14 protein-coding genes are annotated in these 25,499 nt (G+C 66.0%); 9 read left to right on the forward strand and 5 right to left on the reverse strand.

The window, feature by feature from the left end; translation table 11 throughout:
- Nucleotides 1-12: 12 nt before the first annotated feature.
- From DEH84_RS04820 to DEH84_RS04835, 4 genes are all read right to left on the reverse strand, one after another.
- Nucleotides 13-8,850: an Ig-like domain-containing protein gene (locus DEH84_RS04820; RefSeq protein ID WP_109035255.1), complete on the reverse strand. Its 8,838-nt coding sequence runs from the start codon at nucleotides 8,848-8,850 to the stop codon at nucleotides 13-15.
- 44 nt (nucleotides 8,851-8,894) lie between these two features.
- The gene (locus tag DEH84_RS04825) at nucleotides 8,895-9,668 is read right to left on the reverse strand and encodes an efflux RND transporter periplasmic adaptor subunit (protein ID WP_109035257.1); all 774 of its coding nucleotides are present in this window, start codon (nucleotides 9,666-9,668) and stop codon (nucleotides 8,895-8,897) included.
- Entirely contained in the window at nucleotides 9,665-11,212 is a 1,548-nt protein-coding gene (locus DEH84_RS04830) for a TolC family protein (protein WP_109035259.1), read from the reverse strand. The genes DEH84_RS04825 and DEH84_RS04830 overlap by 4 nt, the downstream gene beginning before the upstream one ends.
- 157 nt (nucleotides 11,213-11,369) lie before the next feature.
- Entirely contained in the window at nucleotides 11,370-12,047 is a 678-nt protein-coding gene (locus tag DEH84_RS04835) for a response regulator transcription factor (RefSeq protein WP_109035261.1), read from the reverse strand.
- Nucleotides 12,048-12,220: 173 nt separating this feature from the next.
- Between DEH84_RS04835 and DEH84_RS04840 the strand changes: the two genes are divergently transcribed.
- The 9 genes from DEH84_RS04840 to DEH84_RS04880 all read left to right on the forward strand — a co-directional run bounded on the left by DEH84_RS04840 (nucleotide 12,221) and on the right by DEH84_RS04880 (nucleotide 24,678).
- Entirely contained in the window at nucleotides 12,221-14,035 is a 1,815-nt protein-coding gene (locus DEH84_RS04840; RefSeq protein ID WP_159098865.1) for a sensor histidine kinase, read from the forward strand.
- A gap of 91 nt (nucleotides 14,036-14,126) precedes the next feature.
- Entirely contained in the window at nucleotides 14,127-14,618 is a 492-nt protein-coding gene (locus DEH84_RS04845; protein ID WP_109035265.1) for a YbgC/FadM family acyl-CoA thioesterase, read from the forward strand.
- A 33-nt stretch (nucleotides 14,619-14,651) separates the two neighbouring features.
- Nucleotides 14,652-15,365, forward strand: a complete 714-nt coding sequence (gene tolQ, locus DEH84_RS04850; RefSeq protein ID WP_109035267.1) for a protein TolQ — start codon at nucleotides 14,652-14,654, stop codon at nucleotides 15,363-15,365.
- A gap of 3 nt (nucleotides 15,366-15,368) precedes the next feature.
- Nucleotides 15,369-15,809, forward strand: coding sequence for a biopolymer transporter ExbD (locus DEH84_RS04855; protein WP_109035269.1), 441 nt, complete (start codon nucleotides 15,369-15,371; stop codon nucleotides 15,807-15,809).
- 28 nt (nucleotides 15,810-15,837) lie between these two features.
- Nucleotides 15,838-16,752, forward strand: a complete 915-nt coding sequence (gene tolA, locus DEH84_RS04860) for a cell envelope integrity protein TolA (protein ID WP_245932688.1) — start codon at nucleotides 15,838-15,840, stop codon at nucleotides 16,750-16,752.
- 179 nt (nucleotides 16,753-16,931) lie between these two features.
- Nucleotides 16,932-19,514, forward strand: coding sequence for a GspE/PulE family protein (locus DEH84_RS04865; protein ID WP_179950616.1), 2,583 nt, complete (start codon nucleotides 16,932-16,934; stop codon nucleotides 19,512-19,514).
- A gap of 255 nt (nucleotides 19,515-19,769) precedes the next feature.
- Nucleotides 19,770-21,692: a PrkA family serine protein kinase gene (locus DEH84_RS04870; RefSeq protein ID WP_109035273.1), complete on the forward strand. Its 1,923-nt coding sequence runs from the start codon at nucleotides 19,770-19,772 to the stop codon at nucleotides 21,690-21,692.
- Between the two features lie 128 nt (nucleotides 21,693-21,820).
- On the forward strand, nucleotides 21,821-23,122 hold the full coding sequence (locus DEH84_RS04875; protein WP_109035275.1) for a YeaH/YhbH family protein: 1,302 nt from the start codon (nucleotides 21,821-21,823) through the stop codon (nucleotides 23,120-23,122).
- Nucleotides 23,119-24,678 carry a SpoVR family protein gene (locus DEH84_RS04880; RefSeq protein ID WP_109035277.1) on the forward strand — a complete coding sequence of 520 codons (1,560 nt, stop codon included), beginning with the start codon at nucleotides 23,119-23,121 and terminating at the stop codon, nucleotides 24,676-24,678. The genes DEH84_RS04875 and DEH84_RS04880 overlap by 4 nt, the downstream gene beginning before the upstream one ends.
- A 22-nt stretch (nucleotides 24,679-24,700) precedes the next feature.
- On the opposite strand, the gene DEH84_RS04885 is transcribed toward DEH84_RS04880, so the two are convergent.
- Nucleotides 24,701-25,393 (reverse strand): glutathione S-transferase family protein, encoded by a 693-nt coding sequence (locus DEH84_RS04885; protein ID WP_109035279.1) that lies wholly within the window; start codon nucleotides 25,391-25,393, stop codon nucleotides 24,701-24,703.
- Between the last annotated feature and the right edge of the window lie 106 nt (nucleotides 25,394-25,499).

Below are 25,499 nucleotides of genomic sequence, written 5' to 3' on the forward strand. Positions count from 1 at the left end.
GTTTCTCCGTCGTCAGGCACCGGGACGGATCAGGCGCGCCGAGGCCACGCCCTGGGCCAGTCGGCTGGGCGTGGCCTGCCCGCGCTCGACTCCGCCGGGCGAACGCTGGGCGGCGAGCCGGAGTTGCTCGCTGAGTCCATTGCGGCTCTGTGGTTTGACGTCGCGCTCTTCTCCCACGTGCATGCGGAACATCGTGCTGACTTCACGGCCCTCGGTGTCGCGGGCGATCACCTTGATCTGCAAGACGCCCTTGAAGCCGGCCGGGGCGCTGACCACGAAGGTGCCGGTGCGTGCGTCGAACTGCACCCAGTCGGGCAGTTTGCGTCCATCGGCTTGCTGCGCGGCAAGCTGGATGGATACGTCCGGCTTGCTGTGCGCGAACGCGTCGTACGGCATCGAAATGCGCGTGGGCGCGTTGTTTTCGACGAACTGATCCGTGACGCCTCGGAAGACCACGAGGTTGTCTGTCGGGGCCGGGGTGACGGCCACGCGGAAGCCGGATGGGCTGGTCAGTCGGTCGGCAATGGGCGCGGACGCAGGTCGCTCCAGGACCAGGGGGTCGGCAGACAAAGGCGTGGGCGCGGGTGCCAGGCGAACCGGCTCCGCGGGCGGCGCATCGACCCGCAGCGGCGGTTGCACGGTGGGCGCTGCCGGGGGCGTGGGCGCGACGATCGGGGGCTGGGGGCGATCGTCGTCGGCCGGGCCCATGCTGGGGATGCCGGTGATGCTGTCTTCGAAGCGGGTGCCATTGGAGCCATCGTCGGTGATGGTGGTCTGGCCGTCGTATGGCGTGCCGCTTTCGTTCGACGCCACGAGGCGCAGGGTTTCAGCCCCTTCGAAGAGGGTGTCGTTGACCAGGGCGATGCGAACCAGCAGCGGGCTGCCATCCGTGGGCAGCGGGATGGGCGTGCCAGGGGTATAGGCCTTCCACTCGTTGCCGTCGAAATATTGCAGCGGGCCGCTGGTGTCCACACCGGTTGTGCCAGACCCGGATTGCAGGTCGAGCGTGACCCGCTGGCCCGGCGCACCATTGACGGTGAACACCACGTAAGGCGAGCTCTCGCTGACGGTGGGAGACGAGACGGCCAAGGGGCGGTCGTCCGTGATCGACAGGTCGATCGCGTTGTCCGTGTCGGAACCGTCCTGGTTCGCATTGCCCGCGGGGTCTGTGAACCGGTTACTGGCGACGTGGATGCGGGCCGCGCCGGTCGGGGCGGGCGTGAAGGTGGCGGTGTAGCTGTACGTGCCGTTGCTGTTGGCGACCTTGGCGCTCAGGGCGCCCAGCGTGCCGCCGGTGACGTCGATGTCACCGAGGACGAAGCTGGTGCCCGGATCTTCGCTGAACGTGAAGGTGACGGTGGCCGTCTCACCGGCCTTGAGCGCAGTCTTGTCGGACGTGACCACCACGGTGGGCCGCACCGTGTCGACGCTCATCGACGCGGTGTTGTTGGTGTCCGAGCCGTCGTTGTTGGCGTTGCCGGCGGCATCGGTGAACTTGGCGTTGTCGACGTGGATGGCGGCCGCTGTGGTGCTGCCGACCGCGGGCGTGAACGTGGCGGTGTAGCTGTAGGTGCCGTTGCTGTTGGCGACCTTGGTGCTCAAGGTGCCCAGCGTGCCGCCGGTGACGTCAATGTCACCGAGGACAAAGCTCGACCCCGGATCTTCGCTGAAGGTGAAGGTGACGGTGGCGGCCTCGCCCGCCTTGAGCGCAGTCTTGTCGGAGGTGACCACCACGGTGGGCCACACCGTGTCGACGCTCATCGACGCCGTGTTGTTGGTGTCCGAGCCGTCGTTGTTGGCGTTGCCTGCCGCGTCGGTGAATTTGGCGCTGTCGACGTGGATGGACGCGGCGATCGTGCTGTTTGCGTCCGGCGTGAAGGTGGCGGTGTAGGTGGTGCCGCTGCCGCTGAAGTTGCTCAGGGTTCCACCAGTGACGGCGATGTCAGCCGAGGTGAAGCTCGAACCCGGATCCTCACTGAACGTGAAAGTGACGGTGGCGGTCTCGCCAGCCTTCAGCGTGGTCTGGTCGGAAGACACGACGATGGTGGGGCGCACCGTGTCGACGGTCATCGACGCGGTGTTGTTGGCATCCGAGCCGTCGTCGTTGGCGTTGCCCGCCGCATCGGTGAACTTTGCGCTGTCGACGTGGATCGATGCGGCGGTGGTGCTGTTTGCGTCCGGCGTGAAGGTCGCGGTGTAGGAGGTGCCGCTGCCGCTGAAGTTGCTCAGGGTTCCACCAGTGACGGCGATGTCAGCCGAGGTGAAGCTCGAACCCGGATCCTCACTGAACGTGAAAGTGACGGTGGCGGTCTCGCCAGCCTTCAGCGTGGTCTGGTCGGAAGACACGACGATGGTGGGGCGCACCGTGTCGACGGTCATCGACGCGGTGTTGTTGGCATCCGAGCCGTCGTCGTTGGCGTTGCCCGCCGCATCGGTGAACTTTGCGCTGTCGACGTGGATCGATGCGGCGGTGGTGCTGTTTGCGTCCGGCGTGAAGGTCGCGGTGTAGGAGGTGCCGCTGCCGCTGAAGTTGCTCAGGGTTCCACCAGTGACGGCGATGTCAGCCGAGGTGAAGCTCGAACCCGGATCCTCACTGAACGTGAAAGTGACGGTGGCGGTCTCGCCAGCCTTCAGCGTGGTCTGGTCGGAAGACACGACGATGGTGGGGCGCACCGTGTCGACGGTCATCGACGCGGTGTTGTTGGCATCCGAGCCGTCGTCGTTGGCGTTGCCCGCCGCATCGGTGAACTTCGCGCTGTCGACGTGGATGGCGGCCGCTGTGGTGCTGCCGACCGCGGGCGTGAACGTGGCGGTGTAGCTGTAGGTGCCGTTGCTGTTGGCGACCTTGGTGCTCAAGGTGCCCAGCGTGCCGCCGGTGACGTCAATGTCACCGAGGACAAAGCTCGACCCCGGATCTTCGCTGAAGGTGAAGGTGACGGTGGCGGCCTCGCCCGCCTTGAGCGCAGTCTTGTCGGAGGTGACCACCACGGTGGGCCACACCGTGTCGACGCTCATCGACGCCGTGTTGTTGGTGTCCGAGCCGTCGTTGTTGGCGTTGCCTGCCGCGTCGGTGAATTTGGCGCTGTCGACGTGGATGGACGCGGCGATCGTGCTGTTTGCGTCCGGCGTGAAGGTGGCGGTGTAGGTGGTGCCGCTGCCGCTGAAGTTGCTCAGGGTTCCACCAGTGACGGCGATGTCAGCCGAGGTGAAGCTCGAACCCGGATCCTCACTGAACGTGAAAGTGACGGTGGCGGTCTCGCCAGCCTTCAGCGTGGCCTTGTCGGAGGTCACGACGACGGTGGGCCGCACCGTGTCGACGGTCATCGACGCGGTGTTGTTGCTATCCGAGCCGTCGTCGTTGGCATTGCCTACCGCGTCGGTGAACTTCGTGCTGTCGACGTGGATGGAGGCAGCAGTGGTGCTGCCGACCGCGGGCGTGAACGTGGCGGTGTAGCGGTAGGTGCCGTTGCTGTTGGCGACCTTGGTGCTCAGGGCGCCCAGCGTGCCGCCGGTGACGTCGATGTCACCGAGGACGAAGCTGGTGCCCGGATCTTCGCTGAACGTGAAGGTGACGGTGGCGGTCTCGCCCGCCTTCAGCGCAGTCTGGTCGGAAGACACGACGATGGTGGGCCGCACCGTGTCGACGCTCATCGACGCGGTGTTGTTGGCATCCGAGCCGTCGTTGTTGGCATTGCCCGCCGCATCGGTGAACTTCGCGCTGTCGACGTGGATGGACGCGGCGATCGTGCTGTTTGCGTCCGGCGTGAAGGTCGCGGTGTAGGAGGTGCCGCTGCCGCTGAAGTTGCTCAGGGTTCCACCAGTGACGTCGATGTCAGCCGAGGTGAAGCTCGAACCCGGATCCTCACTGAACGTGAAAGTGACGGTGGCGGTCTCGCCAGCCTTCAGCGCGGTCTGGTCGGAGGTCACGACGACGGTGGGCCGCACCGTGTCGACGGTCATCGACGCGGTGTTGTTGCTATCCGAGCCGTCGTCGTTGGCGTTGCCTGCCGCATCGGTGAATTTGGCGCTGTCGACGTGGATGGAGGCGGCGATCGTGCTGTTTGCGCCCGGCGTGAAGGTCGCGGTGTAGGAGGTGCCGCTGCCGTTGAAGTCGCTCAGGGTTCCACCGGTGACGATGAGATCATCGACGTTGAAATCGGTGGCGGCTTCGCTCAGGGTGAAAGTAACGGTGGCCGTCTCGCCCGCCTTCAGCGCGGTCTTATCGGACGACACCGCGATGGTGGGGGGCAGATCTGCCGTCGTGATGGTGATGGCCAGTGTCGCGGTGGCGCGGCTGCCATCGGCATCTTCGATGGTGTAGACAAAGGTGTCCGTCGACAGCCCGCTGACGGAGCCAGACGTGTACGTGTAGGTGCCATCCGCCTTGAGCGTCAGCTTCCCATGGAGACCCTGGATCTGGCTACCTACTCCCGTGATCACTTCCGATGTCGTGTCGGCGCCAGCAGCGCGAACGCCCACCACACCGCCTGCGGGTGACGTGGCCTTGGCGCCATCGGCACCCCACACATCGTCGCTTCCATCCAGCAGCACATTGCCCGCAACGCTGCTTGACTGGCCAACCTCGGCGGTGTTCGCGTAAGCCGTGGGCGCGTCGTCGGCGATGTTCACCGTCACGGTGTTGGTGACCGCATTGCCATAGGTGTCGTGGGCCACGTAGGCAACCTGATCGCTGGCCGCGCCGAGCACGTGTTGGGCCGAGCGGGTCAAGGTGTAGGTGAACGCGCCGTCGGCATCGATGGACCATGCACCCAGGCTGGTGGTGCCTGTTTGCGCTTTGACCGTCTGATTCAAGCCGAGCGTCAAGGTCCCGTTGTACACCTCGCTGTCAGCGCTGGCGTTGCTGCCCCCACTGAGGCCGGCTTCCGAGACCGACGCGATGGTGTTCGTCGGCACGTTGATGGCGAAACCATCGCTGTCGTAGGCTGACTGGCTGTCCTTGCTGAAGATGGTCAGGTAGTCCGTGCCGCTGAAGCCGGTGGTGGCGGTGTAGCGCAGTCCTGCCAGCAAGGCATTGATCTCACCCTGCGTGCCCGTGAGGGTGGCGTTGCCCGTGCTGCCGTCGAACACGAAGCTGCCGCCTGATGCCGTTGTCGACAGGGTGCCGTGGTCCACGTGCAGAACCACCTTGCTCAGATTCCCATCGGGATCGGCCACTGAAATCGCGTTGGCCCCGGTAAAGACAAAGGGCGTGCCTGCCGTGGCAGTGACCGCCGTGGGCGTGGTGTTTTCCGGTGCGTCGTTGCGGCCGGTGACCGTGACCGTCAAGGTCGCCGTCGAGAAGGCACCCCAGGTGTCCTTCATCTGATAGGTGAAGACATCGTCTCGGGTCTCGCCTGAGGCGAGGGCCTTCACGCTGTTCAGGCCGGTGTCGACGGCATAGCTGTAGGAGCCGTCCGCATTCAGAGTCAGGTTGCCGTAGGTGCCCGCCACCACACCTGTGGCGGTGATCGTCGTGTTGCTTGTACCTGCGTTCAAGGCACTGCCCGCGGTGGCCGAGATCACGGTCTTGCCGTCGTTCGCATCCACATCGGTGTCATTGGCCAGCACGTTGCCCGTGGCGGGCGACTGACCGGTCATGGCGGTGGCCACATCGGCCACGGCGATCGGTGCGTCGTTCGTGCCATTGACGGTGATCACCAATCTGGCCCACCCGCTGCCCGCGGGGCTCAGCGTGTTCTTGACCTGGTAGTTGAAGGTCTCCGTCAGTGTCTCTCCGGGCAGCAGCGCCTGCACATTGGTCTGCCCCTGCCGGATGGTGTAGGTGTACGCGCCCGTGTCACTGATCTGCAGGTCGCCATACAAGCCGTTGACCGTGACGGTCTGGCTCGTGGTCCGGCCGTTGCTGGCGGTGTCCACCAGGGTGGCCGGATCGCTGGAGCCCGGCAAGGACACGTAGGCCACGTAACCGGAGCCGATCAGCGTGTTGGCAGACGACTCCTTGTCGTTGCTCAGCACATTGCCTGTGGCAGTTCCGCCGGGCTGCGACGTGTTGGTGTAGCCCGGCACGTAGGGGCTGTTGCTGACCACACCCGATTCGGTGGCCGTGTTGCTCTCATTGGTCAGCACCGGATCAGTGGAGCCGCTGCCATACACGGTGATGTAGAGCTTGGCGCTGCTGGTCAGACCGCCCGCATCCTGCATGGTGTAGTTGAAGACCTCGACGGCAGACTGGCCCCCCGCCAGGTAGGCGTTGTCGGTGGTGGCGGTGTAGGTGTAGCTGCCGTCGCCATTGAGCAGCAGGCTGCCGTGGGCGCCTTGAATCGTCTGGCTCACGGTGCCGGTGGTGGCGAAGGTGAATGCGCCGCCGGTGGTGCTGGTCAGCTCACGATCCAGCTTGATGCCGGTCAGCACGCCGCTCGTGTAGGTGAGGGCGCTGACCTTGGTGACGCCGTCGGTCGGAACGCCTGGGCCGCTGACAATCATCCCCACCGCGATGCTGCCGGACAGGCTGCTCAGATTGCCGATGCTGGTGTAGCCAGTGGTCTGCGCGATGGCCACCGAGGCCGTCTTCATGCCGCTCGTGTTCTCGCTCGCCGCGGTCGAGTTCTCGAAACCGACCGTCTTGTTGTCTGTGAAGAACGTCGAGAGCTGGGTGATCGTCTTCAGCCCGGTGGCGTCGTAGTACTTTGCCGGTGTGGCGTTGAGGGTGATGACCCAGTTGTTGGAGTTCGCCGGGCTTTCGACCTTCTGCGTGACATAGATCTGCGTGGTGCCGTCGGCGGCGTACACCGCCCGGTAGTTGCTGCCCGCCGCGTCGGTGGCCAGGCGCACATAGAGTTTGGCCGTGCCTTTGTCGCTCACTGACGTGAAGCCCGAGTCGCCGGTGAAGGAGAGGGACCCTGTGCCCGTCACGACGCTGACCGTGCCCCCCGTTGCCCCGCCGTTGACGGAGAGGCCGACGATGCTCTTGCTGTCACCGGTGTCCACGTCCGTGTCGTTGGCCAGCACGCCGGTCTTGCCCAGCACCGTGCCGCTTGCCGTGTAGCCGGTCGATGTGAACCCGCTGACCGCGGAGGTGGTGCTTTCCTTCGCCGAGTTGTAGTCGTTCACGGCCACGGGCGCATCGTTGCTGCCGTTGATCTGCACGCTCAGCGTGGCGGTGTCGGTGCCGCCCAGGCCGTTGCTGACGGTGTAGCTGAACACGTCCGTCAGCTTGCCGCCCGGCAACAAGGCGTTGACCGTGGGGTTGGCATCATCCGCGGCATAACTGTAGGTGCCATTCGCGCCGAGCGTCAGCGTGCCGTAGCGCCCCACCACACTCACTGTGCCGGTGGACGGCACCGATCCTGCCAGGCCGGTGGCGTTGCTGGCCACACGCGTGACCGTCAGGTCCGTGGCAGGGCTGTCGTTGCTCAGCACATTGCCCGTGGCCGAAATGCCCGGGGTGACCACGGTATCCGGATCCGGATTGGTGTTCAGGCCCTGCTCGAGCGCAGCACCGCCCCCGTTGGTGGTGCTCGGGGTGCCGGTGGCCACATCGTCGACCGCGTCCGTGGGAGGCGGCGCAGCCACCTTGAGCACTTCGGCATTCAAGGCGGCGTCGACCCGGTCGGACGACGAGCCCAGTCCCTTGATGTAGGTATGAATCGGGCTGGCAGGGTAGGTGTAGCCGTAGGCGGCGTACAGGGCCTGGTCCACATTGGCGGCGGTGGTGACCCGGTTGCTGGCGGTGTTGATGAAGCCGTTGAACCACGCCTGATCGACCACCAGCAGGAAGCCCCGGTTGTCCTTGGCATCGCTGTCGCCATCCTGGTTGCCATCGGCCTGTGCCGTGGCCAGGTCCACGAAGTCCTTGTCTGTCCAGAAGTAGAAGCCGCGCACCACGCCCTGATCCTTGATCGGGCGGCTGATCCAGCCGTAGTACTTGCTGCCACCGATGTTGAGGCCGATCGCGGCGACGTCGTTGCCACTGAACAGGTTGCTGTTGGTGTCGTCGCTGACCGTCACCTGCCCCAGTGAATCGGGGTTGAAGTTGTGGCTGTTCTGTTCCTTCTCGGCGACGGTTTCGCCTGCGTTGCTTTCGATGATGCCGTTGCTGCCGAAGTCATTGTCGACGTCGTACACCATCTGATAGGCATTGACGAAGGTGAACTGGGCGAACTCGACGTTCACGTGCTCGCCCATCACTTCGATGGTGCCGCCGTCTTCCAGGGATGGCACCGGTTGAAGGCTCAGTGAGCCATTCGCCAGCATCACCGCGAAGGCCTCGCCCTCATCGCCGGCGGTGTCCTGCGCGCCGTTGAGGTAGGCGTCCACGGCGTGGCCGAACTCTTCCGTCAGCACCCGCGTGATGGCGGCCTCGTCCGCACCCGCCTGGACCCAGTCCTGGTTCAGGTAGATCACCGCCTCGCCTTGCGGGCCATCTGCCGCGAAGGCCCCCTTCGCGCCTTTCAGGGTCGCGTTGCTCAGGAACTCGACATGCAGGCTGAATTCCCCGCTCCGAACGTCTTGCAGCAGGGTGCTGGCGCGAGCCTGCCAGTCCGCACTCGCCTCGGACTGTCCACCGTGAAAGAGCGCAAACAACGTGTCCTGGGCCTGATCCTGCTGCAGGAAGTGGCTCAGCAGCTGCTCCGCTGCAAGCTCGGCTGAGCGCACGGAGGGGGTGGCCGGCGCGTCGACCACATGCAGGACGTCGTGCGTGACCCTGGCTTCCGGCATGGGGGCCGACAGCGTGTCGACCGCCTCGCCCACCGCGGCCCCATCGAACATGAATCGCTGCTCCAGCACCAGTGGCTGGGGGGCTCGACGCACCAGCCTGCTGGTAGGGGCGGAGGTGGCGGTGCTCAGCGAGGCGTGAGGCACATTCTTGGGGACGTGGCGCTGGGTCATGGGGCACTCCGGCACCCGCCGACATCAGGCGAGTGCCATGGACATCATCGGGATTCGGGCGGCGTGATCTGGACGCGACCACTCATCCCGGCAATCAGTTCTTTGAATTGGCCATCAATGGCGGCGGCGACCTTGACGGACTGGCTCACGGGGTCGACGCGGGCGCCGATGCGAATGAACTTGGCCGGGTAGGTCTTGCGGGTCTCGTCGATCTGGACCTGGAAGGTGCCACCCACACGCAACCAGCTCAGCCAGCGCGAGGGCACCAGAAACTCCAGCTCCAGCACGCTGTCGTCCAGGATGTCGAGCAGGGCCTGGCCGGGCTGCACATACTGCTGCTCGCGCACCTTCTGCTCGGCGACCCGGCCGGAAAACGGGGCGGCGATGGCGCACTTGCCCAGCACCGCCTGGTGGGCGACCACCTCGGCCCGGGCCTTTTGTGCGGCGGCCTGGGCCATGTCCAGATCCAGCTTGCCCACCGAGTTCAGTTCAGCCAGACGCTGGTTGGTCTTCAGCGTCTGCTCGGCCCCTTGCAGCTCGGCGCGGGCCTTCTGCATTTGCGCCTGTTGCAGCGAACAATCGAAGCTCACCAGCAACTGGCCCGCGCGGAAAGTGCCGCCTTCCGGCATGGGCAGGCGGTTCACCTTGGCGCCGATCTCGGCGGCCACCGTGGTGTACCGGCGAGGCATCAACTGCGCACGGATCTCCTGGCGTTCGATGGCCGTGCGTGCCGCGGGTGTCAGTGCAGCCGAGGGCGCGGCCAGCGCCTGGGTTGCCGACCCGAGCCCGATCAGGCCCCACAGCAAGACCGGTCTCATGAGCCCACCTTTACGGTCTGGGCCGGCTGCGAGCGCAGAGACATGTCGGTGCCGCGCCTGATCTGCTGGACCAGCTCCGGCAGGGACACGTCGTCCGTGCTGCCAATCGCCGGTTCGGCGCCGATGCTGGCCAGCAGGCGGCTTTCGGCGGCCTGCACCTGAGCGAGAGCCTGGTAACGGCGCAGGAGGCTCAGGATGGTGGACACCTCATTGCTCACGCGGTCCAGCTTGCTCTGGGCCAGCGCTTGCTCGCGGTTGCGGGTGTGCTCGGTGATCTTCTGGTCGGTCAGGTAGATGGCGTCGGCGCGCACGAACTGCTTGTGGGCGTTCACCAGCTGCAGGCGCGCCAGGTGCACCTGCGTGACCACGGCCATCTGGGTGGCCACACGCCGCTGCTCGGCCAGAGCGACCCCCGCCCGCGCCAGCTTCATCTGCGTATCTGCAGTGAGCAGGTTGAACAGGTTGAAGGACATCTGCACGCCGGCTTCCTGCCAGTCGTTGTGGACGAGGTAGCGGTCCGAGTCGTACTTGTAGCCGTAGTTCAGGCTGATGTTGGGAAACAGGCGCACCAGGGTGCGACGCACTTCCTCCCGGGCGACGCGGCCGTTGTAATGCTGCTCGCGCAGGTCGGCGTTCTGCTGCAGAGCCAGCTCTTCCATCGTGCCGATGTCCAGCTCCAGCGTACGAGGCGTGGTCGTCGCCTGGTCCACATCGGCAATCCGGATCGTGCCGCCGATGGGGGCGTTGATCAGTGTGCCGAGCTCGATGTTGGCCGAGGCCAGTTCCTGGTTGATGGCTTCCAGCAGGCGCAGGTTCTCCAGCACCTGACGCTGGTAGCGCAGCGCGTCGATGGGGTTGCGCAGCCGTTCCGACTCGGCCTTGCGGGAATCGTCCAGGGCCTCCTCGGCCATCGTGATGGTGCGGGCCACGTCATCGCGCAGCTTCTGGGCGCTGGCGGCGCGCCAGTAGGCGGTGCGCACGTCCTGCATCAGCACATGCATGGCCTTGCGGCGTCGCTCACCCGCAATCAGCACCCGGTCTGCTTGCTGGTGGGCTGCCACGCGGCCCAGGCCATAGTCGAGCAGACTCCAGCTCACCGTCAGGTCGCTCAGGGCATGGGTGCGCTCCTGAGAGATGAAGCGTGACGGGGACAGGTCGCCGTTTTCCGCGTTGCGGCTCTGGCTGATGCGGTCGTTGTTGCGCCAGCCATAGCCGGCTTGCGCCACCAGCTTGGGCAACATGTCCAGCTGGGTGACGTCCAGTTGACGCAGGGCCAGGGCCTCCTCCATCAGCTTGGCGCGCCGCTCCAGGTTGTACTTGAGTGCACGGGCCTGGGCTTCCTCGAGGGTCAAGGGGCCGCTGAGCGGCTCCACGTCCTGCACCATGGCACTGCGGTCGCTGACGTTGACCGGCTGCAGGTCCTGCGCATTCAGCGGCACCGGCCGGATGTTGGCGCACGCGGTCAACATCACCGCGGTGGCGGCAGCGATCAGGGTGCGCAGGGGCGCGCGGCGAGGCGAGGCGGAATGGGGGGCGTTTGGCATGATCGATGGCGTGGCAATCGGGGAGCGATAGACGTTCCACTGAGTTCGCTTGCACAGTAACCACCGTCAGCAACTTGTGGCTGAGCAAACCTGAGCGCAGATGGGGTACTGCGCCCGGAGTGTGCGTTTTCACCGATTGCGCGCGTGCCGTGCGCACTCAAGGGCGGATGTCGATGTCGTCGTGAAAGCGGTAGCCCGTGCCGCGCAGGGTGCTCACGGGCAGGGCCAGGCCGCAGGTTTCCTCGACCTTGCGGCGCAGGCGGCGCATCTGGGTGTCCAGGCGGCGCTGGTCATAGTCCAGGTAGTTGCCACCGAGGGCCACCACGATGGCCTCCCGCGTGACGTAGCCCGGGCTGCTCGCCAGGGCATGCAGCACCGTGTGGTCCTGACCCGACAGTGGGAGGACGGCGCCGCCGGGAGAAATGAGCTGACGCGGTGAGTCGGTCAACACCCAGCGCGGCTTGGCATCGACGCCCAGTCTTCGCGACAAGGCGGCCACGGTGGCGGCAATCTCCTGCAGATCGGCGGTTTTTGGCAGGTAATGGTCGGCGCCGCCGGTCAGGCCGTCCACCTTGTCCTGCATGGCCGATCGGGCGGTCAGCACGATGATGCCCAGGCGATGGCCTTCGGCGCGCAGCGACTGGATGAGGTCCAGGCCATGGCCATCGGGCAGGCCGAGGTCGATGATGGCGATGCTGTGAGTCTGCGGCGAGTAGGTTCGTCGAAAGGCCGCCAGAGACGCGACGGCCGTCACCTCATGGCCGACCGAAACGAGGAACTCCGTGAGTTCTTCGCTGAGTACAGGTTCGTCTTCCAGCAAGATGAGGTGTGCCACGCCGGAAAGTCTAGGGCAGCGCACGCGCACGTGGCCGAGCAAATCTGAGCACGGGCGCGCGGCCACCGCCCGCGGCACCAGGCACGTGCTAAGGTTCACGCGCCATGCTGCGCGGCCTGTGTCGTTTCTTGCTCATCTTGCTGGTTGGTGCATGGTTGCCGGCCGGCGCTGCCGTGCCTCTCTCTCCCGCGCTGGCGCGCGTGGACTTGCGGGGGCAGCTGGAATGGTTGCAGGACGACGCCGGCCGCTGGCGCCCGGACGAAGTGGCTGCGCGGACAGATTGGCGCGCCTTGCCGGGTGAGCCCAGCTTTGGCTTCACCCGTGCGGCAATCTGGCTGAAGGTGACCTTGCACCAGCCCGTCGGAGCCGATCCGGATTGGCGCCTGGTGTTCAACAACGCCTTGCTGGAAGACGTGCGGCTCTACGAGCGCCAGGCTTCGGGGCATTGGCGGGAAACGCGTGCCGGTCAGGCGGTGCCCCGGGCGTTGTGGCCGATGCAGACCCGCAGCCCGACCTTCCGCCTGAGCCTGCCTCCCGGGCAGCACACCCTGATGGTGCGCCTGACCACACGGCCATCCTTGAGCACCACGGTGTCGCTGTGGCGCCCGGAGGCCTACCGTCTGGAGGTTGCGCAGGAGGCACTCGGCACAGGCGCCCTGATGGGCGTGTACACGCTGGTGATCCTGTTTCAGTTCGCGTTCTGGCTCATCAGCCGGGAAAGCGTGGGCTTCTGGTGTGCGCTGTATGCCTTGTGCTCGATGGTGGCGGTGTTGGTGTCGGCGGGACATCCCCAGGCGGCGTTTGGCTGGTCGGCCTCGCTCAGCCTGGTCGTTCTCGGGCTGTCCCTGGGCTTCTCCCTGGTGGCCGTGGCCCGGTTTGCCGCATCGTTGCTGGAATTGCCGCGTCACGCGCCCCGGTGGGCTGCGTGGCATCTGCGCGTGACCACGGCCATCGGCGCGTCGGCGGCGATCCTGGCCGCCTGGGTGGACTATCGCCTGGTCATGCCCGTGCTGCAGGCCTCCACCCTGTTGTGGCTGCTCACCATCAACGGCGTCGCCATCTGGCTGGCCTTCCGGCGCTTCCGCCCGGCCTACCTGTTTCTGCTGACACTGGGGGTCTACGGCGTCGGGGTGCTGGTTCGTTTCCTGCGCAACCTGGGCGTCATGGACCCGGGCTGGCTCACCGACAACATCTACCAGCTCACCTCTGTCTTCCATCTCCTCGTGCTGAGCTCGTTCGTGGCGCTGCGCTACGGCACCCTGAAGCGAGAGCTGGCGGTGGCTCAGGCGGCGCATCAGGAGCAGAGAGACTTCATGGCCCTGGTGTCGCACGAGTTCCGGACACCCCTGGCCATCATCAACACGAGCGCGCAGCAGCTCGCGCGCAACCTGCAGGCCCCGGTGGAGCGGACCTTGACCCGCTGCGCCAACATCCAGCAGGCGGCCCGGCGCATGAGCAATCTGATGGACGACTACCTGTCGCTGGATCGGCTGGAGGGGGCCGAGCGCGCCTTGCAAGTCCAGTCGTTCGACTTGCTGGAGTGGTTCGAAGATGCCGCGGCCGACTGGTCGCCCGAGCGCGTGGCGCTGGAGATCGACGAGGTGCCCGAGCGCTGGACGGGGGACCCGAAGCTGCTGCACATCGTCGTGCGCAACCTGCTGACCAACGCGGATCGGCACAGCCCGCCCGAGCAGGAGATCACCCTGCAGGCCGATGTGCGGGACAACGGGGACCTGCGCGTGCGCGTCATCGACCATGGCGAGGGCATTGCGGACGACGAGCTGCCGCAGGTGTTCAAGAAGTACTTCCGTGGACGCTCGGCCCAGGGCAAACCGGGTGCAGGTCTGGGCCTTTACATGGTGGAGCGCATCGTGCGGCTGCACGGGGGGCGCATACGCGCGCTGCCCACGCCGGGCGGTGGGGCCACGTTCGAATTCCGCCTGCCGCCCCACCCGGGCGGGGACGAGGTGTCGCGCGTTGCTGGCTGAAGCGCGGAACGGCGCCGGGCTGGCAGGTCCGCTTCACCGGACTTTGCGCGCATCGGCCGGAGCACAGCCCGCCTGCGGGGATAATCACGGCATGAGCACGACGACCGACCCTGTGCCGCCGAGCGTTCCTGCTGCCGAACCGCCCTGTCATCATCAGCTGGGCATCCGCGTCTACTGGGAAGACACCGACGCGGGCGGCATCGTCTTCTACGGCAATTACCTGAAGTTCATGGAGCGCGCGCGCACCGAGTGGCTGCGCACGCTGGGCTTCAGTCAGGAAGGCATGCGCCGCGCGGGCGAGGGCATGTTCGTCGTCAGCGAGACCCAGCTGCGCTACCTTCGGCCCGCCCGGCTCGACGACCTGCTCACGGTCACCGTCACGGTGGCCGAAGTGGGGCGCGCGTCGGTGGTGTTCCAGCAGGACATCCTGCGCGACGGCGTGCCGCTGTGCCAGGGTCGCATCCGCATCGGGTGGGTCCAGCCGGTGGCCGGTGCGCCGGCCGGCGATGACCGCTTCCGCCCTGGCCGCATTCCCGCCCGCATTCTGGCCGTGCTGCCCGCAGCCCGGCCGGTCCCTCTCTGACCGCGACGTCTTTCCGAGAAAGTCCACGAGCCCATGAACCAAGACCTGTCCATCATCACCCTGATCCTGCACGCGAGCATCGTGGTGCAGATCGTGATGGCCATCCTGCTGGCGGTGTCGCTGACCAGCTGGAGCATCATCTTCGGCAAGCTGATCGGCCTCAAGCGCATCCGGCAGGACAACGAGAGCTTCGACCGCGAGTTCTGGGCCGGCCGCACGCTGCAGGAGCTGTATCAGGACGCCTCGCGGGGCGAGGGCCCGCCTTCGCCGCAAGAGCGCATCTTTGCCTCCGGCATGCGCGAGTTCATGAAGCTGCGCGAGCGCCGCGTGGCCGACGTGCCCACGCTGCTCGACGGCGCCCGCCGCGCCATGCGCGCCAGCTTCCAGCGCGAGATGGACCTGATCGAGTCGCGGCTCGACTTCCTGGGCTCGGTCGGCTCGGTGTCGCCCTACATCGGCCTGTTCGGCACCGTCTGGGGGATCATGCACGCCTTCACCGGCCTGTCCAACCTGCAGCAGGTGACGCTGGCCACCGTGGCCCCCGGCATTGCCGAGGCGCTGGTGGCCACCGCCATCGGCCTGTTCGCCGCCATCCCGGCCGTGCTGGCCTACAACCGGTTTGCCCGCGACATCGACCGCATCGCGACCCAGATGGAGTCCTTCATTGAAGAGTTCTCCAATATCCTGGCGCGCAACGCCGCCCCGCTGGCGGCGGAGTCGGCCCGCGTGCCGGCGCAGGGGCGCTGAACCGTGGCCGAGCTCAACGCCCGAGGCGGCCGACGCCGCCGCACCCGCAACGAGATGAACATGGTGCCGTTCATCGACGTGATGCTGGTGCTGCTCATCATCTTCATGGTCAGCGCGCCCCTGATGCCGACCGGTGTGGTCGACCTGCCCAGCGTCGGCAGCGCCAAGCAGGCGCCCGACCGCGTGGTCGAGGTGGTGCTGGAAGAGGAAGACCGCGTCAAACTGCGGGTCGACAACAAGGACCTGGACACGATGCCGGTCAGCGAGCTGTCCGAGCGCGTCAAGGCCCTGCAGGCGGACAACGCCAACGGCCCGGATGGGGTGCCCGTCATCATCAGCGCCCGCAAGGACGTGCGCTACGAGGCGGTCATAAAGGTGATGGACCGCCTCAAGAAGGCCGGCGTGGCCCGCGTGGGCCTGTCCGTGCGTACCACCGGAGGCTGAACGCGTGGGACCGGTCCTGTCACCCGGCGTGACGTCGATACCTGAAGGCGGCCTGACCCGCTTCGAGCCCCGTGCGGCCGACAGCTGGGGGCCGGGCGCGATGCTGGCCGTGGGTGTGCACCTGATGCTGGTGGCCGCGCTGGCGCTGAGCGTGAGCTGGAAGATCGAGACGCCGGACGTGGTCGAGGCCGAAGTGTGGGACCGCGTGCCCCAGGTGGCCGCTCCGGCGCCACCGCCCGCCCCGGAGCCCGAGCCCGTGCGCCCGGTGCCACCGCCGCCCACGCCGCGCGTCGTCCCGCCCGAACCCGAGCCGGTGCCCGAGAAGCCCCCCGAGATCGTCACGAAGCAGAAGAAGGAGCCCCCGCCCAAGGAGCGCAAGCGCCCCGAACCCAAGGAGGTGTTCGAGGACGTGACGCCGCCGAAGGTGAAGAAGCCCGAACCGAAGCCTGAACCCAAGCCGGAGCCGAAACCCGAGCCCAAGGTGGACCCGAAGGCCGAGGCGCGGGCCAAGGCCGCAGCGGCAGCCGAAGCCAAGGCCCGTGCCGACGCCCAGGCGAAGGCCGACGCGAAGGCCGCCGCCGACCGCGAAGCCCAGCGCAAGGCCAACCTCGCCCGCATGATGGGCGAGCTGGGCGGCAGCTCTCTGGGCACGTCGGCGCGCAGCGCGGGGCCCAGCGCCTCTTACGCCGGGCGCATCAAGGCCCGCATCAAGCCGAACATCGTCTTCACCGAGAACGTGTCGGGCAACCCCAGCGCGCTGGTGGAAGTCCGCTGCGCGGCCGACGGGCGCATCATCTCGCGCAAGCTCATCGAATCGTCCGGTGTGCCAGCCTGGGACGATGCGGTGCTGCGCGCCGTGGACCGCACCGAAGTGCTGCCGCTGGACGAGAACGGCCGCGTCCCTTCGCCGATGCAGATCGAGTTCCGGCCCAAGGACTTCTGACCGCGCCTGACCGGGCAGGCTGCTTGCTGGCAGTCGGGGGCGCGGTGCGCTGCGCGTCCATGCCAGCGGCAAAAGCCGTGCAATATCACCTTTATTGCCGGTTTTGTACCGCGCAACGTTTCATAGCATGGCAATCATCCGGCGGTGGCCGTTCCTGAGCCCCGGAGACGAGGAGAAGCATGTCCGAGAAGCCCCTGCCCCCCCTGAACTGGCCTGCTGATGCCGGGGCGGAGCCTGGGCCCGTGCTGCGTCTGGTGGACGACGCCGAAGAGCCGGCGCCGTTCTCGCCGGAAGAAGACGTGCATGCCTTCCGCTGGCCGACCCCCCCGTTTGCCAGCTACCCCAGGGCCCGGACACAGCTCAACCACGAGCCATGCGAGATCATCGGCCTCAATGGCCGCGTGATGCAGGGCCGGCTGATCTTTTTCGTGCCGGAAGAGCAGGTCGCCCATGTGCAGGTGCCGCCCTCGCGCACCACGATGACGCTGCGGTTCAACCAGTTTCGGGCCCTGCAGCTGACCCGGCCGCTGGCACCGGATTCGGAGCTGTCCCTCCATCCCTCGCACGCCGAGGTGCTGGACGTGCGGCCCAGCATCGAATACCGCCTGCACTGGCGCAACGGGGATGTGACCGAGGGCCGCACCATCGGGCACGCCGAGACCGAGTTCGGGGTCTTCCTGTTTCCGCCCCAGGACGAGCACGGCGTCGTGTCGCGGCTGTTCGTGCCGCTCGATGCCCTGGCCCGGGTGGAGTTCGGCGCGCGCATCGGCGAGACGCTGGTGGAAAGCCAGACGCTGACGCCCGAGCAGGTGTCGCAGGCTGTCGAGGTGCAGGCCAGCATGCGCAACCAGAAGCTGGGTGACATTCTGCTCACGCAGCAGGTGGTCACGCCCGCGCAGCTCCTGGAGGCCATCGACCGCCAGAGCCGCATGCCCATGGTGCGGATCGGCGAGGCCTTGATGGCCATGAACCTGATCACCGAGGCGCAGCTCAACGAGGCGCTCGAGCAGCAGAAGCGGGATCGCTCCGTGCCCTTGGGCGAGTTGCTCGTGCGACTGAAGATGGTGTCGCGCCAGGATCTGGTGGCGGCGCTGGCCCGCAAGATGGGCTACCCGCTGGTGGACCTGGACAAGTTCCCGGCCGAGATCGAGGCCATCAACAAGGTGCCCTTCAACGTGGCGTCGCGCCTGCTGGTGGCGCCGCTGTTGCTGCGGGACGGCACGCTCATCGTCGCGCTGGAAGACCCCAGCAAGCGCCTGACGCTGTCCGAGCTCGAGTTCATCACCCAGTGCAAGATCGTGCCGGTGCTGGCCCACGCCAGTCAGCTCGAATGGGCGATCAAGGACTCGTACGCCCGGTTGGGTGCCGACGTGTCGTCGATGGCCGTCGGCCGCCTGAACACCGAGCCGGCGCCGCTCGACATGGCCGAGCTGGACTCCGGCAAGCTGGTCGAGAACCTGGAACGCGAGGACCTGGAGCGATTCAGCTTCGAGGACGACAAGCCCATCGAGCAGAGCGACAACTCGCTCGTGCGCCTGATCAACACCATGATCATCGAGGCGTGCAACCAGGGCGTCTCCGACATCCACATCGAGAGCTACCCCGGCCGCGAGAAGATCAAGATCCGCTTCCGCCGCGACGGCGTGCTGGTGCCCTATCTGGAGCTGCCCCACACCTACCGCAATGCCATCGTGGCGCGCATCAAGATCATGTGCGACCTCGACATCTCCGAGAAGCGCAAGCCGCAGGACGGCAAGATCAATTTCCAGAAGTTCGTTCCGCAGTACCGGATCGAGCTGCGCGTGGCTTCCATCCCCACCAACAACGGGCTGGAAGACATCGTGATGCGGATCCTGTCGTCGGCCAAGCCGCTGCCGCTCGAGAAGATCGGGCTCAGTCCCTGGAACCTCGAGAAGATCAAGGAGGCCATGGAGCGCCCGTACGGGATGATTCTGTGCGTGGGCCCGACCGGTTCCGGCAAGACGACGACGCTGCACTCGGCGTTGAGTTTCATCAACGTGCCCGAGCGCAAGATCTGGACGGCTGAAGACCCGGTGGAAATCACCCAGCCCGGCCTGAGACAAGTGCAGGTCAACCCCAAGATCGACTGGACGTTTGCCAAGGCGCTGCGGGCCTTTCTGCGGGCTGACCCTGACGTGATCATGGTGGGGGAAATGCGGGACACCGAGACCGCGTCCATGGGCATCGAAGCGTCGCTGACCGGCCACCTGGTGCTGTCGACCCTGCACACGAACAGCGCCCCGGAAACCGTGACGCGCCTGCTCGACATGGGCATGGACCCCTTCAACTTTGCCGACTCGCTGCTGTGCGTGGTGGCCCAGCGCCTGGTGCGTCGGCTGTGCAACGATTGCAAGGTGGCCGAGCCGGCACCGGAAGACTGGATCGAGGAGCTGCTGGCCGACTACCTGCATGTGGCGCCCGACAATCTGCCTGCGCTGACCCATGAACGGGTCGTGCTCGACTGGCGCACCCGGTTTGGCCGGGATGGCACGCTGATGCGTTATACCTGCAAGGGCTGCCCGACGTGCAACAACACGGGCTACAAGGGGCGCGCGGGGGTGCACGAGCTGATGGTGGTGACGCGCGAGCTGCGCCGGATGATCCAGACCGGGGCCCGGGCCGAAGAATTGCAACAGCAGGCCATGCGCGATGGCATGCGCATCCTGCGTCAGGACGGCATCGACAAGGTGATGGCCGGGATCACGAGCATGGAAGAGGTGCGTGCGACCAGCAACACCTGATCTGCGCGCATGACACCCGAAAGCAGGCTTGTTGCGGACGGGCTGCACGCAGGTTCTGAAAAAGGTGCAAGATAGGCATCAACGAAGTCGTCAGGCTGTGGGCTGAAACCCCGCTTATTCAGGGGCTCAGGCTCGGCGATTTCCTCGATCTTTGGTGTGAAGGCGATGCTTGTGTGGTCGCGCCAGGTTCACCAGACGGGTATACCGGCAGATCACGAAGCATCGATGGCGTCAGTCGATGATTCGGAGGTCTGTATGGACGTGATCAGCAACTTCGCCGCGCGATACGAGCGCACCCGCGAAGAGGAATTCACCCTCGAGGAATACCTCGAGATCTGCAAGCGCGACAAATCGGCCTACGCCACCGCTGCCGAGCGCATGCTCCAGGCCATTGGCGAGCCGCAGATGATCGACACGCGCAATGACCCGCGTCTGTCGCGGATCTTCACGAACAAGGTCATCAAGATCTATCCGGCCTTCGAGGAGTTCTACGGCATGGAGGATGCGATCGAGCAGGTCGTCTCCTACTTCCGTCACGCGGCCCAGGGGCTCGAAGAAAAGAAGCAGATCCTGTATCTGCTGGGCCCGGTGGGCGGCGGCAAGTCGTCGATTGCCGAGCGTCTGAAGCTGCTGGCCGAGAAGGTGCCGTTCTATGCGATCAAGGGGTCGCCGGTGAACGAGTCGCCGCTGGGCCTGTTCGACGCGGCCGAAGACGGCCCCATCCTCGAAAAGGAATACGGCATCCCGCGCCGTTACCTCCAGCGCATCCTGAGCCCGTGGGCGGTCAAACGCCTGGAAGAGTTCGGCGGCGACATCCGCAAGTTCAAGGTCGTCAAGCGCTACCCCAGCATCCTCAAGCAGGTGGGCATTGCCAAGACCGAGCCGGGCGACGAGAACAACCAGGACATCAGCTCGCTGGTGGGCAAGGTCGACATCCGCAAGCTGGAAACCTATGCGCAGGACGACCCGGACGCCTACAGCTACTCCGGTGGGCTGTGCCTGGCCAACCAGGGCCTGCTCGAGTTCGTGGAAATGTTCAAGGCGCCCATCAAGGTGCTGCACCCCCTGCTGACCGCCACCCAGGAAGGCAACTTCAAGGGCACGGAAGGCTTCGGCGCCATCCCGTTCGACGGCGTCGTGCTGGCGCACTCGAACGAGAGCGAATGGAAGGCCTTCCGCAACAACAAGAACAACGAGGCCTTCCTCGACCGGATCTACATCGTCAAGGTGCCGTATTGCCTGCGCGTGAGCGAGGAAATCAAGATCTACGAGAAGCTGGTGCGCGGTTCGTCGCTGGCGGCGGCGCCCTGCGCCCCGGGCACGCTGAAGATGATGTCGCAGTTCGCGATCCTCACGCGGCTGAAGGAGCCCGAGAACTCCAGCATCTTCAGCAAGATGCAGGTGTACGACGGCGAGAGCCTGAAGGACACGGACCCGAAGGCCAAGTCCATCCAGGAGTACCGTGACTACGCCGGCGTGGACGAGGGCATGAGCGGCATCTCGACCCGTTTCGCGTTCAAGATCATCTCAAAGGTGTTCAACTTCGACCCGGCCGAGGTGGCGGCCAACCCGGTGCACCTGATGTACGTGCTGGAACAGCAGATCGAGCGCGAGCAGTTCCCGGCCGAGCTGGAGCAGAAGTACATCGCCTACATCAAGGAGATGCTGGCGCCTCGCTATGCCGAGTTCATCGGCAAGGAGATCCAGACGGCCTATCTGGAGAGCTACAGCGAGTACGGCCAGAACATCTTCGACCGGTATGTGACCTACGCCGACTACTGGATCCAGGACCAGGAGTACCGCGACACCGACACGGGTGAGATCTTCGACCGCTCGTCGCTGAACGCCGAGCTGGAGAAGATCGAGAAGCCGGCCGGCATTGCCAACCCGAAGGACTTCCGCAACGAGATCGTGAACTTCGTGCTGCGCGCGCGCGCCAACAACGGCGGCAAGAACCCGGTGTGGACGAGCTACGAGAAGCTGCGCACCGTGATCGAGAAGAAGATGTTCAGCAACACGGAAGAGCTGTTGCCGGTCATCAGCTTCAACGCCAAGGCCAGCGCCGACGAGGTCAAGAAGCACGAGGACTTCGTCAACCGCATGGTGCAGAAGGGCTACACGGCCAAGCAGGTGCGCCTGCTGTGCGAGTGGTACCTGCGCGTTCGCAAGTCCTCCTGATCGGAGCAGAGCATGTTGTTCACCGCACAGGTGTCAGCGAGTCGGGTGCCGGGGCCCACATGGCCCTGGGCCCCTGACGAGATCCCGGATGGGGGTCGGCAGCAGAGCGCCTAAGGCGAAGGGTCTTCATGACACGGCAACACATCATCGACAGGCGGCTGGCGGGCAAGAACAAGTCCATCGGCAACCGCGAGCGCTTCCTGCGACGGTACAAGACGCAGGTGCGCGAAGCCGTGCAGCGTGCCATCAACGGCCGCAGCATCCGCGACATCGAGAAGGGCGAGGACATCGCCATCCCGAAGCGTGACCTGTCCGAGCCGGTTTTCCGGCATGGCGACGGGGGCACGCGCGACGTCGTGCATCCAGGCAACCGCGAGTACATCAAGGGTGACCGCATCGAGAAGCCGCAGGGTGGCGGCGGGCAGGGCGGCGGTGGCGGTGAGGCGAGCGACCAGGGAGAGGGCGAGGACGACTTCGTCTTCTCCCTGAGCAAGGAAGAGTTCATGCAGGTCTTCTTCGAAGACCTCGCACTGCCCAACCTGGTGCGCACGGCCCTGGCCGAGGTGCCCGAGTGGAAGAGCCACCGCGCCGGCTTCAGCAGCGACGGCACGCCCAACAACCTGCATGTGGTCCGCTCGATGCGGGGCGCGCTGGGCCGGCGCATTGCGCTGGGTGCCAGCAGCCGGCGTGAGATCAAGGAACTGGAAGCGCGGCTGGACGTGCTGCGCACCCTGCCCGACACCGACGACGCGGCGCTGGCCCGCGACCGCGCGGCCGAGATCGAGGCCATCGAAGCGCAACTGCAGCAACTGTACGGGCGCATGAAGGGCATTCCCTTCCTCGACCCGATCGACCTGCGCTTCCGCAGCCGCGTCAAGGTGCCGGTGCCCACCACCAAGGCGGTGATGTTCTGCGTGATGGACGTCTCGGGCTCGATGGACGAGCAGCGCAAGGAACTGTCCAAGCGTTTCTTCATCCTGCTGTACCTGTTCCTGACGCGGCACTACGACAAGATCGAGCTTGTCTTCATCCGCCACCACACGCAGGCTCAGGAGGTGACCGAGGACGAATTCTTCCATGCGACGGAGACCGGGGGCACGGTGGTGTCGAGCGCGCTGGTGCTGCTGGACGAGGTGATCCGCGCCCGCTACCCCACCAGCGAATGGAACCTGTACGTGGCCCAGGCCAGCGACGGCGACAACTGGCATCACGATTCAAGCCGCTGCCGGGAAATCCTGGAAGACAAGATCCTGCCGCTGGTGCGTTATTTCGCCTACGTGCAGGTGGCACAGACCGAGCAGAACCTGTGGGATGAATACCTCGGTCTGGCCGAACGGCACAAGCACTTTGCCATGCGCAAGGTGCTGGAGCCTTCGCAGATCTATCCGGTGTTCAGGGAGCTGTTCAAGAAGGAAGGGGTCGACGCATGACCATGACCTTGCAACACGACAGCACGCTCACCAAGCCTTTGCCGGGCTCGTCGGACTGGTCGTTCGAGCTCATCGAGGGCTACCACGACGTCATTCGCCAGACGGCCGAGCGGTTCAAACTGGACACCTACCCCAACCAGCTGGAGATCATCACCGCCGAGCAGATGATGGACGCCTACGCCAGTGTCGGCATGCCGGTGAACTATCGGCACTGGTCGTACGGCAAGGAGTTCATCTCGACCGAGAAGAACTACCGCCGCGGCCACATGGGCCTGGCCTACGAGATCGTCATCAACTCCAACCCCTGCATCAGCTACCTGATGGAGGAGAACACCATGGCCATGCAGGCCCTGGTGATCGCGCACGCGGCCTACGGGCACAACAGCTTTTTCAAGGGCAACTATCTGTTCCGGATGTGGACCGACGCCGGCTCCATCATCGATTACCTCGTCTATGCCAAGCAGTACGTGGCGCGCTGCGAGGAGCGTTACGGGGTGGACACCGTCGAGGAGTTTCTCGATTCCTGCCATGCGCTGCAGAGCCACGGGGTGGACCGCTACCGTCGCCCTGGCAAGCTCTCGCTCGACAAGGAACTGGCGCGACGGGAGGAACGCGAGGCCTACCTGCAGCAGCAGGTGAACGACCTGTGGCGCACGCTGCCGCGCCGGGCCGACCGGCCGGAAGAGGAGGTGATCAAGCGCTTCCCGTCCGAGCCGCAGGAAAACCTGCTGTACTTCATCGAGAAGAATGCGCCGCTGCTCGAACCCTGGCAGCGGGAGATCGTGCGCATCGTGCGCAAGGTGGCGCAGTACTTCTACCCGCAGCGCCAGACCCAGGTGATGAACGAGGGCTGGGCCACGTTCTGGCACTACACGCTGCTCAACACCATGTACGACGATGGCTGGCTGACCGATGGCGTGATGCTGGAGTGGCTGAAGTCGCACACCAACGTGGTGTACCAGCCGCCGGTGGGGCACCGCGCCTACAGCGGGCTGAATCCGTATGCGCTCGGTTTTGCGATGTACAGCGATCTCAAGCGCATCTGCACCCACCCCACCGACGAAGACCGACACTGGTTCCCCGACTTCGCGGGCTCGGCTCAGGGCACCGACCCGAACGAGCACGCCTGGCTCAAGACCCTGGATTACGCAATGCGCAATTTCAAGGACGAGAGTTTCATCGGGCAGTTCCTGTCGCCCAAGGTGATGCGTGACTTCCGCCTGTTTGCCATCCGCGACGATGAGCACGACAGTGAGTACGAGGTCAGCGCCATCCACGACGAGTCGGGCTACCGCGCCTTGCGCGAGACCCTGTCACGCCAGTACGACCTGGGGGCACGCGAGCCGAACATCCAGGTGTGGAGCGTGAACCTGCGTGGCGACCGGTCGCTGACGCTGCGGCACACGCAGCACAACGACCGTCCGCTGGGCGACGGCACGCGCGAGGTGCTCAAGCACGTCGCGCGGCTGTGGGGCTTCCCGGTTCACCTCGAGAGCGTGAACCAGGGCGGTGACGTGCGCCAGCAGTGGACGGTGGTGCCGTCCACGATGGACTGAGCGGGCCGACGCGGCTTGCGCGTCAGCTGCGCTGCGCACGCAGATCGGACAGCCACATGCCCTTGCTGCGTGCGTCGGCTTCGTGGGCCTCGTGCCGCCAGGTTTCGGCCAGCGCAGCGCCGTACCACTGTTGCATGCCGGGCAGGGCCAGCAGGCGCTCGACATAGGCCTGCGCGGTGGGCCCGAGTTCCGGGCTGTAGGTCTGGGCGCGGAAGGCCAGCGGCGCGAAGAACGCATCGACCGCGGTGAACGCCTGGCCCGCCAGCCAGGGGCCACCGAAGCGCGCCAGGCCTTCGGTCCACAGGCTTTCCGCGCGCTGCCAGTCAGCGCGCACGGCGGCGGGCCACTCCGGCAGGCGGATGCGCAGGCCGCAGTTCATGGTGCAGGTGTCGCGCAGGGCAAAAAACCCCGCATGCATCTCCGCGCAGGCGCTGCGGGCCCAGGCCCGGGCGGCGGCATCGGCGGGCCAGACCGCGGGATGGCGCTCGGCCAGGTACTCGGTGATGGCCAGGGATTCCCAGACCACGGTGTCGCCGTCGTGCAGGCATGGCACCTTCCCGGTGGGTGAAAAATCGGTGAAGGGGACGCTGTCGGTCGCGTCGTCGAAGGGCACCAGCCGTTCTTCGAAGGGGATGCCGAGTTCGGTCATCAGCAGCCAGGGGCGCAGGGACCACGAGGAATAGTTGCGGTTGGCGATGTAGAGGGTCAGGGCCATGGGCGTGCGCTCCACCGGGGGCAGGTCTCGAGACGCCCAGCTTAACAAGGCCGGCGGGTTTTCCCGTAATGTGCAAGGCCGGAGCAGGGGTGTGGGGTGGGTGCGG

It is taken from the genome of Aquabacterium olei, assembly GCF_003100395.1.
Lineage (GTDB): Bacteria > Pseudomonadota > Gammaproteobacteria > Burkholderiales > Burkholderiaceae_C > Aquabacterium > Aquabacterium olei.

Coding starts and splice junctions, on each gene's coding strand:
- tolQ (WP_109035267.1), top strand. CDS start 14,652: ATGAACCAAGACCTGTCCATCATCACCCTGATCCTGCACGCGAGCATC.
- DEH84_RS04825 (WP_109035257.1), bottom strand. CDS start 9,668: ATGAGACCGGTCTTGCTGTGGGGCCTGATCGGGCTCGGGTCGGCAACC.
- DEH84_RS04820 (WP_109035255.1), bottom strand. CDS start 8,850: ATGACCCAGCGCCACGTCCCCAAGAATGTGCCTCACGCCTCGCTGAGC.
- DEH84_RS04885 (WP_109035279.1), bottom strand. CDS start 25,393: ATGGCCCTGACCCTCTACATCGCCAACCGCAACTATTCCTCGTGGTCC.
- DEH84_RS04870 (WP_109035273.1), top strand. CDS start 19,770: ATGGACGTGATCAGCAACTTCGCCGCGCGATACGAGCGCACCCGCGAA.
- DEH84_RS04845 (WP_109035265.1), top strand. CDS start 14,127: ATGAGCACGACGACCGACCCTGTGCCGCCGAGCGTTCCTGCTGCCGAA.
- DEH84_RS04880 (WP_109035277.1), top strand. CDS start 23,119: ATGACCATGACCTTGCAACACGACAGCACGCTCACCAAGCCTTTGCCG.
- DEH84_RS04875 (WP_109035275.1), top strand. CDS start 21,821: ATGACACGGCAACACATCATCGACAGGCGGCTGGCGGGCAAGAACAAG.
- DEH84_RS04865 (WP_179950616.1), top strand. CDS start 16,932: ATGTCCGAGAAGCCCCTGCCCCCCCTGAACTGGCCTGCTGATGCCGGG.
- DEH84_RS04830 (WP_109035259.1), bottom strand. CDS start 11,212: ATGCCAAACGCCCCCCATTCCGCCTCGCCTCGCCGCGCGCCCCTGCGC.